General features: G+C 40.2%; 12 protein-coding genes. 3 read left to right on the top strand and 9 right to left on the bottom strand.

Translation table 11 applies throughout. The features are described 5' to 3' along the window. Nucleotides 1–3: 3 nt before the first annotated feature. Both ACVCDT_RS01150 and ACVCDT_RS01145 read right to left on the bottom strand, forming a co-directional pair. A complete protein-coding gene (locus ACVCDT_RS01150) occupies nt 4–477 on the bottom strand; it encodes a methylated-DNA--[protein]-cysteine S-methyltransferase (RefSeq protein WP_447130903.1) in 474 nt (157 codons plus the stop codon). Continuing rightward, the gene (locus ACVCDT_RS01145; RefSeq protein WP_447130902.1) at nt 474–1,808 is read right to left on the bottom strand and encodes an AlkA N-terminal domain-containing protein; all 1,335 of its coding nucleotides are present in this window, start codon (nt 1,806–1,808) and stop codon (nt 474–476) included. Before ACVCDT_RS01145 ends, ACVCDT_RS01150 begins: the two co-directional genes overlap by 4 nt. A gap of 194 nt (nt 1,809–2,002) precedes the next feature. On the opposite strand from ACVCDT_RS01145, the gene ACVCDT_RS01140 reads away from it, so the two are divergent. Next, nucleotides 2,003–3,160 carry a serine hydrolase domain-containing protein gene (locus ACVCDT_RS01140; protein ID WP_514360615.1) on the top strand — a complete coding sequence of 386 codons (1,158 nt, stop codon included), beginning with the start codon at nt 2,003–2,005 and terminating at the stop codon, nt 3,158–3,160. On the opposite strand, the gene speA is transcribed toward ACVCDT_RS01140, so the two are convergent. Then, nucleotides 3,157–5,076, bottom strand: a complete 1,920-nt coding sequence (speA, locus tag ACVCDT_RS01135; protein ID WP_447130901.1) for a biosynthetic arginine decarboxylase — start codon at nt 5,074–5,076, stop codon at nt 3,157–3,159. The two genes, ACVCDT_RS01140 and speA, sit on opposite strands and share 4 nt — an antisense overlap. A gap of 80 nt (nt 5,077–5,156) precedes the next feature. Continuing rightward, nucleotides 5,157–6,497 (bottom strand): magnesium transporter, encoded by a 1,341-nt coding sequence (locus ACVCDT_RS01130; protein WP_447130900.1) that lies wholly within the window; start codon nt 6,495–6,497, stop codon nt 5,157–5,159. A gap of 168 nt (nt 6,498–6,665) precedes the next feature. On the opposite strand from ACVCDT_RS01130, the gene ACVCDT_RS01125 reads away from it, so the two are divergent. After that, on the top strand, nt 6,666–8,228 hold the full coding sequence (locus ACVCDT_RS01125) for a bifunctional GNAT family N-acetyltransferase/carbon-nitrogen hydrolase family protein (RefSeq protein ID WP_447130899.1): 1,563 nt from the start codon (nt 6,666–6,668) through the stop codon (nt 8,226–8,228). Between the two features lie 106 nt (nt 8,229–8,334). On the opposite strand, the gene ACVCDT_RS01120 is transcribed toward ACVCDT_RS01125, so the two are convergent. The 5 genes from ACVCDT_RS01120 to ACVCDT_RS01100 form a co-directional block, all read right to left on the bottom strand. Then, entirely contained in the window at nt 8,335–8,547 is a 213-nt protein-coding gene (locus ACVCDT_RS01120; protein ID WP_447130898.1) for a helix-turn-helix transcriptional regulator, read from the bottom strand. 330 nt (nt 8,548–8,877) lie between these two features. Then, nucleotides 8,878–9,315 carry a nucleoside deaminase gene (locus ACVCDT_RS01115; RefSeq protein WP_447130897.1) on the bottom strand — a complete coding sequence of 146 codons (438 nt, stop codon included), beginning with the start codon at nt 9,313–9,315 and terminating at the stop codon, nt 8,878–8,880. Then, a complete protein-coding gene (locus tag ACVCDT_RS01110; RefSeq protein ID WP_447130896.1) occupies nt 9,308–10,579 on the bottom strand; it encodes an ABC transporter substrate-binding protein in 1,272 nt (423 codons plus the stop codon). The genes ACVCDT_RS01115 and ACVCDT_RS01110 overlap by 8 nt, the downstream gene beginning before the upstream one ends. Nucleotides 10,580–10,714: 135 nt before the next feature. Continuing rightward, the gene (locus ACVCDT_RS01105) at nt 10,715–11,050 is read right to left on the bottom strand and encodes a PBPRA1643 family SWIM/SEC-C metal-binding motif protein (protein ID WP_447130895.1); all 336 of its coding nucleotides are present in this window, start codon (nt 11,048–11,050) and stop codon (nt 10,715–10,717) included. 180 nt (nt 11,051–11,230) lie between these two features. Beyond that, nucleotides 11,231–11,965 carry a substrate-binding periplasmic protein gene (locus tag ACVCDT_RS01100; RefSeq protein ID WP_447130894.1) on the bottom strand — a complete coding sequence of 245 codons (735 nt, stop codon included), beginning with the start codon at nt 11,963–11,965 and terminating at the stop codon, nt 11,231–11,233. A 262-nt stretch (nt 11,966–12,227) separates the two neighbouring features. On the opposite strand from ACVCDT_RS01100, the gene zntR reads away from it, so the two are divergent. Further along, entirely contained in the window at nt 12,228–12,629 is a 402-nt protein-coding gene (zntR, locus tag ACVCDT_RS01095) for a Zn(2+)-responsive transcriptional regulator (RefSeq protein WP_447130893.1), read from the top strand.

Here is a 12,629-nt window from a genome sequence, read left to right as displayed (position 1 = left end):
TATTCACTTAGTGTTTGATTGTTCTAATGCCAGTAACCCAGCTTTTATTTGTGTTCCCCAAGCATAGCCAGTCAACTTGCCATTGCTGCCAATCACGCGGTGGCAAGGCACGACTATGGTAATAGGATTACGTCCATTTGCTGCGCCTACTGCACGTACTGCTTTAGGGTTATTAATTTGTTTGGCAATGTCTGCATAACTACAGGTTTGGGCAAAAGGGATATTACATAATTGCTCCCAAACTTGATGCTGAAATTTGGTGCCTTGAGGATTTAAGGCTAAATCAAATTGGCTTCTATCACCGCTAAAATATTCCTTTAGCTGAGTTTTGGCTAACTGGGTATGTTGATTAGGCAGAGTTGGTTGAGTAGCTTGTTTGACAAAACGAATGGCATAAATGCCTAGATTGTCTGCGCAAATTTCTAACTGGCCAAATTGGCACTGCATATACTCAATGGCCTGATTGATTGTGGTCATGCCATGCTCCATAGTTGAAAAGTAAGATAACTCCGCCAAGGGCGAGCTAGGTCGCTATCGATTTGATGCTTAGCTAATTGTTTTTTAATGACTAAATCGGTATTTAACCATATGTCTGGGTCTGACTGCCCACGCATTTTGGCATAGGCGACTGTCCATGGGCCAATGCCTTTTATGCTTAGCCATTGTTCTGGAGTTGTCTGTTCACTCTGACTTTGAGCAAAGTTGATCAGCGATTGTTTACGGCTTTGTGGAATAGATAAAAAGCTTAGATCACTATTGGCAATGGCTTCATGGGTAGGGAAATACCAAGCTTCAGCTTGTTTCTCGCCTAAGTTATGGACCAGTAAAGTAACTAGCTTGATAGCAGCTTTAACCGATATTTGTTGACCTAGTATGGCTCGACAACCTGCTTCAAAAGTATCCCATACGCCGGGCAAACGTAACCCTTGAAGTAAATGCTCACTTGCAAGGCCGGCCTTTCCTAACTGTGTTTGAATGCCATGTATATCGGCATTCAGATCAAACACCCTTTCGATATTGGTTATGACTTGGTTTAGAACAGCAATCTCGTCTAATTTAAGAGTAAGAAGCAAATAATCTTTATTTTTTTGTGGCTCAATTTTAAACCAGCCTTTGGCATTATTTAGCTGAAAAGTGCGTGCGTAGGCATTGCCGCTCACATCTTCAATGCCTGCTATTGCCCTAACTGAAAAAAAGCTATGTAAGTGCTGCCAATGATAAGGCGGGTTAAAGGCCAGTTTAAACTGCATATTTTGTTGCTGGGCTTTACCTTGGCGAATTTGATTGGGGGTCAATCCTGTTACCTTTTTAAAATTTTGTTGTAACCGTCTGGCGCTGCCAAAGCCACTGGCTTGGGCGATGTCTTCAATTTTTAGTGAACTTTGATGCAATAGTTTTTTAGCAAAAAGCACTTTATCAAACAATTGATATTGTTTTGGGCTTAAGCCTAATTTTTGCTGGAATAACTGCCTAAAGTATCTTTCTGATATGCCTAACTTAACGGCTATTGCTTGAACTGCGCTGCTTTTGTTTTCACTTAATAAACGCATACCTCTTTGCACTGTGGTATCAACACCTTGCCAGGCAAAAGAGTGGGGGGCACTGTCTGGACGACAGCGTAAGCAGGGGCGATACCCGGCGGCCATAGCCTGTTGCGCTAATTCAAAATATTCTACATTTTTTTCTAATGGCGGATTGGCCGGGCAAATTGAACGGCAAAAGATTTGGGTGGTTTTTACCGCAGTAAAAAATCGTCCATCAAAACGCGGATCTTTGCTTAGCCTAGCTTGTTGATAATGAATCGACATTTAATACGCCAATTAAATTTAGATGTGGCTAGTTTAACCAATAATGGTGCTTTAGGTGCGACAAAAACGGCGGTCAAAGATAAATCTTAAAAGCCCGTTTTGAGGCTTCAAAAACATTTGTGTGAATGGCCTGCTATGACAATGCTACAATAGTCAGAATTTTGTAACTTTGTTGTTTGAAAAAGTAGGTTAGTTTGCGTCTATTGCTAAGTTTTGCCAGTAGTGTGTTGTTGTTTGTTTGTGTCTTGGGGCCGAGCTTAGCCGCCGATCCTTGGTTACAAGAGTTTGCTAAAGATGTACAACAAAAAGCCCAACGTAAAAACTTACCAGGTTATGCCTTTGCTTATATTCAAAAAGGTAAGCCTGCCCAAGTTGTGGTGTATGGCAAAGATAGCGCTAAGGGCGCGCCTATAGATCTAGATACAGTATTTAGACTGGCGTCAGTATCTAAAACTTTTACCTCTATGTTAATGGCCAAATATGTGGCGCAAAAGCAGCTCGATTGGCAAGTACCTGTTGGCCAATTAGTGCCTGAATTTTCTGCTAAACCCGTGAGTAATCAATTAGTTTTAAGTCATATAATTGGCCAAAGCAGTGGTTATATTCCCAATGCGTACGACAACCTCATTGAAGCCAATTATTCAGTAGAGCGAGTACTTACTATGCTGTCTGAGCTTGAGCCGCTTTGTCAGCCTGGTCAGTGTTATACTTATCAAAATGCGTTATTTGCTGTGGTAGATAGTTATTTTAAGCAGCACCATTCGTCTTATTCACAAGCTTTAAACCAAGCGATTATCGAACCACTAAAAATGCCACATGCTAGTGTTGGCAAAGCAGCGCTGATGGGGTCTAAAAAGTGGGCTAAACCCCATGTGGCAATTTCAAAAAATCGTTGGCGTACAGTGCGAGTACGAGATGATTATTATCGGTATGCGCCCGCTGCAGGAGTGAATGCCAGTATGCGGGATATGGTGATTTGGATGCGCGCCTTATTGGGTGAAATGCCAGAAGTAGTGCCAACAGAGTTAGTTAAACAAGTGACTCAGCCCTTAACCAAAAGTAAAAAAGAAACCTACCGCCGCCAATGGCGCCAATATTTAACCGATGCCCATTATGGTTTAGGTTGGCGAGTGTATGAGTTTGCAGGGCATACTCTGAATTACCATGGAGGTTGGGTACAAGGTTATCGTTCTGATGTGGCTTTTTCGCCAGAGTTTGGTGTGGGTTATGTGATGTTAATGAATGCTGAGTCGAACTTAATTAATGAATTTACCCCAGAGTTTTGGGCAAGGTGTTTTGAGCAGCTAAAACAGGCCAGCGCTGAGGCTGGCCAACCTTCCACTAAAACTTAGGTTTTTAAGTAGGTATAGCCTTTTAAACAGTCTTCGTAAAAGTCTGTCCACTTAACCCCTTCACGTGGTTTCATTTGTCCTTGGGCTACGTGGTTGTCTATGGTTTTCTTGACACTCAAGGCCATAGAGCTTGGGTGATATTGCATGATAGATAGCACGTCTTCTACTGAAGAACCGTTGACCACTTCTTCTATATAAAAGTCTTGTGGATCGTCATCGTAGCTAAAAATATGCACTTCGTTAAGACGACCAAATAAATTGTGCATATCGCCCATAACATCTTGATAGGCACCAGTTAAAAACAAGCCTAAATAATAGTCTTCACCTGGTTTAAGTTGGTGCATAGGGATAATGTCTGACAAGCCATGCTCGTTAACAAACTGATCTAATTTGCCATCGCTGTCGCAGGTGATATCAACTAAAGAACAATTGATTGAAGGTTTTTCATCCATGCGAGTAAGTGGAATTACGGGTAATACTTGATCTATTGCCCAAGTATCGGCTGCCGATTGGAATACCGAGAAATTACACAAATACTGCGAGGATAATGCAAAGTCTAGCTCTTGCATTTCTTCAGGAATAAAACTGGCGTCTTTTAAGCGCAGTTGTACTTTTTCCATAAGTTGCCAATACATGGTTTCAATTTTGGCTAATTCTTCAAGAGATATAACGCGTAATTTAAAGGCGTTAAGAGCTTGCTCTTTAAATTGTGAGGCATCGTTAAAGATTTCTTGAATATTATTGTGCTCGTCAATTATGTCGCACAATTCACGCATATCCGAAACCAAAACATGCTCATCTTCTTCGCGGTCTGTTGCTACCCCTTTGCCATGGGCTTTAATTTCGCCTACCACTTGGGTGACTACGCAGCTGTGATGGGCAGTAATGGCACGGCCACTTTCACTGACTAAAATGGGGTGAGGAACAGACTCAAGATCACAGACTTGTTTCATGCCGTAGACTATGTCTGATACATATTCTTGCATGCTGTAGTTACGTGATGAGTCGTTGGTAGACTGACTTCCGTCATAATCAATGCCTAAACCACCACCTACGTCTACATACTCAAGCTTAAAGCCCATACGGTAAAGTTCTGAGTAAATCATGGCACCTTCGGCAATAGATTCTTTTACTGCGCGAATATCGGTAAGCTGACTGCCAATATGAAAATGTAATAGCTTTAAGCTGTCGGCCATTCCATGCTCTTCAAGGTAGCGAGCGGCATTGATGATTTCACTTATAGTTAATCCAAATTTGGCTCTATCGCCTCCTGAGCTTTCCCACTTGCCGCGTCCTTTGACTGTCATTTTAGAGCGCACGCCCACTAAAGGCTTGATGTCCAGCTCTTTGGCAATTTTGACCAACAAGATTAATTCAGAGAATTTTTCGATTACCACTAAGGTTTTACGCCCTAGTTTGCGACTTAACAGAGCTAAGCGCATAAATTCTTGGTCTTTGTAGCCGTTTAAAATGGTCAATGAATCGGTATTGGTATTCATGGCCATTACAGCTAATAACTCGGCTTTAGAGCCGGCTTCTAGCCCGTAATTAAAAGGCGCACCTGCGTCTACAATTTCTTCAACCACTTCGCGCATTTGGTTAACTTTTATGGGATATACACCCATATAGTTGGCTTGGTAGTCGGCTTCTTTTACCGTATCGCGGAAGGTTTGATTCAGCATGGCCACTTGCGAACGCAAAATATCATGGAAACGCACAACTAAAGGAAATTGGATCCCTTCTTGTTTGATCTCTTCTATGACCGCATTAAAATCAATCCGCATCTCGGTATTAGCAGGATCGGGGGTAACATGAAGATTGCCGTTTTGGCCTATTTCGAAATAGCCTGCACCCCAGCGTTTTACGCGGTACAGGTTTTCAGAATCTTCTATGGTCCACTTTTTGGTTCTTGGCATGGCTTTTTACAACTTTTCAAAGGAATAAAAACAGCGGATTATAAAGACTAACTGACCCACTGGATAGTGATTATTATCGGTTAAATCAGTAATAATGACGCAGATCCTAAAAATACAAAAAATCCAACAACATCGGTTACTGTGGTGAGTATTACAGAGCCTGCTAAAGCCGGATCTATGCCCATTTTATCTAGTAGTACTGGGATAATAATGCCCGATAGGGCGGCAATTAGCATATTGATAATTAGCGCAACCGCTATGATCCCCGACAACCATGGGTTATCGAACCACAAAGAGGTAATAGCCGACACCACCAATGCCCACAATAAACCGTTAAAAAATGCCACTAACACTTCTTTGTTGCCTAAGGCCCGTAAGTTTGAGGCGGCCAATTGGCCTGTGGCTAAGCCTCTGATGGTTAAGGTAAGGGTTTGGCTACCGGTAATGCCACCCATACTTGCTACTATGGGCATAAGTACAGCTAAGGCCACTACCTGTGCAACCACTTGATCAAAAATACCTATGACAATAGATGCAGCAAAAGCGGTTAATAGGTTAATGCCTAGCCATACTGCTCGACGACGCGAACTGGTAAACACTGGGGCAAATAAATCTTCGTCGCTTACCCGGCCCATGTGTGAGAGTTGTTCTTCGTAGTACTCTTGATACACATCTATGGCATCTTTTACCGAAAATCGCCCTAATAAGCGTCCTTCTTTACTAATTACTGGCAACATAGAGCGGCCACTGCTTTTTACGGCTTCGGATGCATCATATAGATCTAGATCTGCGGTGAGTACTCGATCAGAAAACTCGGCTATTTGAATAACAGTGACCTCACCAGAACTACTAAATAACTGATTAATGTCTACTTGACCTAGATAGTGATCGGTTTCATCTACCACTAAAATGCTATCTGTGTAGGCAGGTAGTGGTTCATTTTTTAATTCATTTAATAGCGCTGCAACTGTGACGTTTTTATGCACAGTGTAAAGCTCGTGGTTAACGTATCGACCTAATTGGTCGTCTGAATAAGTTAAGGCTTCTTCAATAAACCCAGAGTCTTGGGCATTAAGCTTTTTAATTAAGCCTTTGGCTACCCTATTTGGCAGTACATCTAAGATTTCAACTAAATGTTCAGCGCTACTTGAAAGGGCAACGTCTTCAAGATTTTGGTTAGATAATAAGGAGATGAGTTGTTCGCGCGAGTCATCGCGCATGGCCGCCAAAATAGGCGATTTTTTGTCTTCGGCTAAGGTTTGCCATAATTCAAACCTTAGATCTTTAGGCAAGCCTTCAAATACAAATGCCCAATCTTCAGCTGTGAAGTCTCGGGCGGTAATTGGAACGGCAATTTGGCCTTCTTTTAGTCCGTCTAATAACCATAAAAACGCACTTTCTCTTTGTTCTTGACTGACCATTTTACCTCTCCCTTGCTACTTACCCTATATGGTAGCGATAAAACCCATTCACGCCTAGATTATTTGCCTAGGTGATGTGCATTAAATGTTTGCAACTTAGGACAAAATAGGTTTAAAAGGAACTAATGATTAACGAATTTTCGTTGTAACTTTTTAAGAGAGCCTTTTATGCAAGACAGAGAAACAAATCCCGCTCCGGCCATAGACGATCCGGAACATATTTTTGAATTGCGTTATTTGACCTTAGATGATTATGCTGATGTTAAAGAGTTAATGGATATTGTTTATGCGCAAGTAGGGGGCGCATGGCCATTAAAGAATTATCAGGCCCAACTTAATACCTTTCCTGAAGGGCAAATTTGCATTGAAGATAAAGGTAAAGTGGTGGCTGCGGCTATCTCAGTGATAGTGGATTACGAAAAATTTGGCGATAAACACACTTATGACGAAATCACAGGTGACGCTTACCTTGGAACTCATGATCCTAATGGTGATGTGTTATACGGGGTAGATGTATTTGTTTCTCCTGAGTATCGCGGCTTAAGGTTAGGTCGTAGACTTTATGAAGCGCGAAAAGAGCTGTGTAAGAATTTAAATCTAAAGTCGATTATGGCGGGGGGACGCATTCCTAACTATGCCGCACATGCCGACAAAATGACCCCTTACGAATACATAGAGTTGGTGAAGTCAAAAGATTTATATGATCCCATTTTAACCTTTCAAATTTCTAATGGGTTTGAAGTCAAACGTATTTTAAAAGCCTATTTACCAGAAGATAAAGCCTCAAAAGGTTATGCGACTTTATTACAGTGGCACAATATTTATTATAACCCTGAGTCGCCTAAGCTATTTGGTGGGCATAGAAACACTGCGCGAATAGGTTGTGTGCAGTGGCAAATGCGTTATTTCAATGATGTGGCTGAGTTATTACAACAGGCCGAGTATTTTATTGATGCCTTGTCGGATTATAAGTGTGATGTGGCGTTATTCCCTGAGTTTTTTAACGCGCCTTTGATGGGCATTAAGCCCGCCGAAACCTCTATTGATGCGATTTGGAATTTAGCCACTTATAGTGAAGAAATTTTAACTGAAATGTCGCGCTTAGCTGTGTCGTACAACATTAACGTAATAGTAGGCTCTATGCCTGTAGTAGAAGATGATGAGTTGTATAACATTAGTTATTTATGCCACCGCGATGGACAGATTGATAGCCAATATAAGTTACATCCTACGCCCCATGAAAAGAAAGATTGGATTATGCGTGGTGGTAACAAACTACAAGCCTTTGATACCGACTTTGGCAAAATTGGCATATTAATTTGTTATGACGTGGAGTTTCCTGAACTTGGTCGACTTTTGGCTGAGCAAGAAATCCAAGTGTTATTTATTCCATTTTGGACAGACACGAAAAATGGGTATTTAAGAGTAAGGCGCTGTGCTCAAGCTAGGGCCATAGAAAACGAATGTTATGTTGCCATAGCTGGTAGTGTGGGCAATTTGCCTAAGGTGGATAATGTCGATATTCAGTATGGGCAAACTGCGGTATTTTCTCCATCAGACTTTGCTTTTCCTCATGACGCCATTGTTTCTGAAACCACCCCAAATACCGAAATGACCTTAATTGTTGACCTAGACTTTGACAAGCTAACCCAATTGCAAAATGAAGGGTCGGTAAGAAACTACTTAGATCGCAGACGTGATTTATATCGCGTAGAATGGATTGGTGAGTAAGTAGTCACTTCTTATGAAGTTGATTGTATTATTGGCGCTATTTTTTCTAGATGAAATTTCCGGCGCCAATTTTTAATGAGTTTTGAAAGGTAAAATGTGGGCTAGGTTAACCTTTATACTGAAACACTTCTTCAATGGATTGACCAAAAATTTCTGCAATTTTAAAAGCAATATCTAAAGTTGGTGAATGCTTACATTTTTCAATTGCCATAATAGTTTGGCGAGTTACTCCCACCAATTCGGCTAGCTCTTTTTGCGTCATTTCATCTGCAAAAAAACGCAGTTCTCTTATTTTATTTTTAATTGGTGTGTGACTCACCCTAGCTTCCTATTTCATTTTTCAAGAGGTCGAACCGCAATGCTTACTTTTAACTTGTCTATGGTTACACAGATACCAAACTTAGATTTTCAACTCAGCTACATAGCTAATGAATGCATGCTAAATATTAAGCTTTTATCTGATTTGTATAGGCCAATGACTGAGCCTTACTTTAAAAAGCCCTACTGCAAATCGCTAAAATCAAAAATAAAATTACCTTAGCAAAAAGCATTATTGACTTTTGGTAAGGTAAGTTATTTTTATCTTGGTGTAAAGTATGATTAACTTTGAGTTGGGTTTTTCTTACATTAAGGAATGCAGGCTTAACTTTTATTCGCCTATATCTTCATTCCATAAATCTGGTTTAGCTTGAATAAAGTCTTGCATAAGTTGAATGCAAGTAGGGTTTTGTAATACTTCAACTTCAATGCCTTTAGCGCGTAATAGGGTCTCTTCTCCCATAAAACTTTGGTTTTCACCTACTATGACTTTTTTTATTCCGTATAAAATAATCGCCCCCGAACACATAGAGCAAGGCGAAAGTGTGGTGTAAATCTCTGCCTCTTGATAGACCTTTGCAGGTTGACGACCTGCATTTTCAAAGGCGTCCATTTCGCCATGTAAAATTGGGCTACCACTTTGAATTCTGCGGTTGTGTCCCCGGCCTATAATTTCACCCTTGTGGACTATGACAGAGCCTATTGGGATGCCGCCTTCTGCTAAGCCTTTTTGAGCTTCTTGTATGGCGGCCTGCATAAACTTATTCATTCAATCTTTCTCCATTGTTTTCACTGTGCTGTGCAGCAAGTTTTGTAGAGAATAGACTAACTCTAACGTCTTCAAGTGCCAATTGAGTTTCTGTAATATTGGGAGAATGAAAGAATTTAGCAAAAAGCGGCATAACTCTTTCTGCATAAGTTGAATGACTATTTCGGTCAAAAAAGTGCGCGACTTCTTGCGCATTCGCTATGGTTTCATAGGCTTCTTGAACTAAAGATGAGCTGCTTGGTTGCACTGCTTTATGCGGTGATAACACGCCTAAGGCATCATTAAGTTTTTGTTGATTATTAGGTTGGGCGACAAACTCTAAAAAGGTGGCAGCTAGCTTTTTTTGTGGTGAAGAATTGGCAACCACTAATACGTCTAACGGAGTGGTTTCGTAATAACCTTGATTAGGCGAAAATAGCGGGAATTTGTAAAAGCCAATTTGATCTTTAATGGATTCGGGTATGTCTTGGGTGACAAAGTTACCTACCAGTGTCATGCCAGTTAAGCCTCTATATAACAACGGCAATCCCTGTTTCCAATTTAATTGGTGGTGGTTGGCAATAAAATACCCTGCTTGACTTAACTGCTGTAATTTTTCTAATACCTGACGCATTCTATCATCTAAAAATGACGCCTTTCCTTGCATAAGTTCAGAGTGGAAGCTTTTGCCATTAATGCGTAGGTTCAAGTAATCAAACCATGCAGTGGCGCTCCAGTGCGTTTTAGTTCCTATATAAATAGGCGGAATTCCTTGGTTTTTTAGGGATTTGCATAAGTTTAAGAAGTCTTGCCAATTATTGGGTTCTTCGAGTTCTAACTTAGCAAACAAAGACTTGTTGTAGTAAAAGCCAATTTGATAATAAGACAAAGGTAAGGCGTAGGCTTGATTAGCAAAGTTAACCGAGTCAATTAACTTATCATCAAATAGCCTTTCAACTCTTTTATGCGGAACGACAGACTGTAAAGGGGCTATTTTCCCTTGTTGTATAAATTCTTTTAAGCGAAGGCCAGAGTGCCAATATAAAACATCAAATTGCTGAGCGTCTAACAGGTAAGGAAACTTGTTTTTATATATCTCGCTAGAATAAGAGGTGAGGTTAACTTTGATGCTAGGGTAAGTGTTTTCAAAATCTTCAATTAAGGTGTAATAGGCGGTTCTTTGCGAACTGTTAGAAATAGACAGCGCAAGCTTAAGTTCTTGCGTTGGTGTCGCAAATGCAGAATGTACACAAACTAAAAAGTAGAGCAATACAGCTAAACGCATAAAGTAAATCCTCAGTTACTCATTTAGGGGTAACACAATCCTTTATCCCTATAAGAACTAAGTATAAATATTAAACACCTTTTGGATATTCACCTTTAGTATAATTTTTAGTTAAACCTTCAGTTGAGAGTAGGGTTATTTAGCGCAACACTTTTTAAACTTAAGGCCGCTGCCACAAGTGCAAGGTGCGTTTCTATTTGGCTGCTGGGTTTTATTGTGGGTAGTAGGAGTATTTAATATGGCCTGTAGCTGTGCAATATCTTCTGGTTGTTCAGAGTCTATTTCAATTTTTGCCACTAGTGAGTGTTGTTCTAGCAAGCGTTGAATTTCCTGTTCGCGTTGCACTGAGTTAACCACTAAGGATAGCGGCATGGCAGCTGTACCTAGCTTAACCTGACGATTAGGGTTGTAACCAAAGCGTTGATATTGTTCGCGTGGGTCGATGCGGCCTTTGAAGAAAAATTTAGACAAGAGTGTAACCTTTAAGAAACTTGAAATGATTTAGCATAGACATACATACCGTTATGCTAAGTTGGTGGCTGGTATTGTATAACGTCTTTATAGATAAAAAATTTAAAATTTAGGTTTAATTGGCTAGCTTAACCATTCACTAGATAAGCTAGCCAAATAAAGTACCTAAACTAAGCAGAGTTAATAATCGTATTTATCAAAAATGGCTTGGTAATGTGGACGTTGCATCAGTTTAGCTAATTCTGTGTTAAATAATTCAAGCTGTTGTTCTGTCACACTGGCTTTGCTAAACATCACAAAGGCATCGCCTGTGGTAATTGTCATACCCTGTTCTGTAATAAGGTAGGATAAACCTTTACGCCTGATCATAGAGGCTCCAACAAAACTGTCTTCAATGTATACATCAATATCGCCATCTAACAATCTTGCAACGTTTAATTCGCCCATAATAGCATTGACAAAATATTTTGATTTATCTGGATCCTCAAGCAGCTCGGCTACTTCGGGGCCATAATAAAAATCTTCAATTATGCCAATCTTATGTCCATTTTGAATAAACTCATCAAAGCTGGTGTAAGTGGCTAAGTTGGCGTCGTTTTTACGGATATATAAAGAAAAGGTTTCTTGGCGATAAGCGTCACTAAAGTACGCAAACTCTTCTCTTGCTTCAGTTTTAGAAGCACCTAGAAGAATGTCTACTTCGCCTTCTTTTAAGCCATTTAACAGAGAAACCCAAGTACCTAATTTAAACTCTAGGGTGCATCCCATGGTGTTTGCTACTGCTTCTACTATTTCAATATCTAGTCCAGAAACTTTATCTCCCACATCTTGGTATTGGTAGGGCTCCCAAGCATCAAAGCCTAAGGTAAATACACAACTGTCTGCAAAAACATTCTGTTGGTCTACAAATGACACGGGTGGCGGCTTAACCGTTTTAGTGGGTTCAGGAGGGGGAGGTTGGCAGCTTAAAAGGCCAAAAGTAGTTAAAATTATAAAAAGTGAATAAAGGTGTTTCATACTAAGTCGTCCATAATATTATTCACTTAAGTGTAAGATACAAATAGAATTTTGCGAGTTAAGTTAGTCTAGTTAAATACAAATTTTGATAGCAGAATAAAAGCCTTGACCTTAGACTATGCTCTAAGGTTTATCCTAACACTAGATTTTAGGAGGCAAGATGAAAATAAGTGCATTATCTAACCAGTCTGGTGTTAGTACCCACACCTTACGTTATTACGAAAAAGTCGGTTTACTTAGCGCTTCTGGTCGCAATGAAAATAACTATAGAACCTACAATCAAGACGATTTAACCACAGTAAAGTTTATTAAACGCAGTAAAGAATGCGGTTTTAGCTTGTCAGAAATCAAATCGCTTTTAGCCATTAAACACAATAAAGGTCAGCATGTGTGTGCAGAAGCCAAGTTGATTACCAGTGATAAAATTGCTCACATTAGCCAGCAAATATCCAACTTACAAAACATGCAAAAAACCTTACAAAAAATAGAGCAATATTGTTGCGGAGGCAATGAAAGTGCCGAATTCTGTAGCATCATAGGCGCATTGGAGCAAGGTGATTAA

The organism is Paraglaciecola aestuariivivens (genome assembly GCF_052983255.1).
This window is presented reverse-complemented; position numbering and strand designations above follow the sequence as displayed.

Bases quoted from the DNA above. Each gene is read 5' to 3' on its own strand.
- ACVCDT_RS01150 (WP_447130903.1), bottom strand. From the start codon at position 477: ATGACCACAATCAATCAGGCCATTGAGTATATGCAGTGCCAATTTGGC.
- ACVCDT_RS01145 (WP_447130902.1), bottom strand. From the start codon at position 1,808: ATGTCGATTCATTATCAACAAGCTAGGCTAAGCAAAGATCCGCGTTTT.
- speA (WP_447130901.1), bottom strand. From the start codon at position 5,076: ATGCCAAGAACCAAAAAGTGGACCATAGAAGATTCTGAAAACCTGTAC.
- ACVCDT_RS01130 (WP_447130900.1), bottom strand. From the start codon at position 6,497: ATGGTCAGTCAAGAACAAAGAGAAAGTGCGTTTTTATGGTTATTAGAC.
- ACVCDT_RS01125 (WP_447130899.1), top strand. From the start codon at position 6,666: ATGCAAGACAGAGAAACAAATCCCGCTCCGGCCATAGACGATCCGGAA.
- ACVCDT_RS01115 (WP_447130897.1), bottom strand. From the start codon at position 9,315: ATGAATAAGTTTATGCAGGCCGCCATACAAGAAGCTCAAAAAGGCTTA.
- ACVCDT_RS01110 (WP_447130896.1), bottom strand. From the start codon at position 10,579: ATGCGTTTAGCTGTATTGCTCTACTTTTTAGTTTGTGTACATTCTGCA.
- zntR (WP_447130893.1), top strand. From the start codon at position 12,228: ATGAAAATAAGTGCATTATCTAACCAGTCTGGTGTTAGTACCCACACC.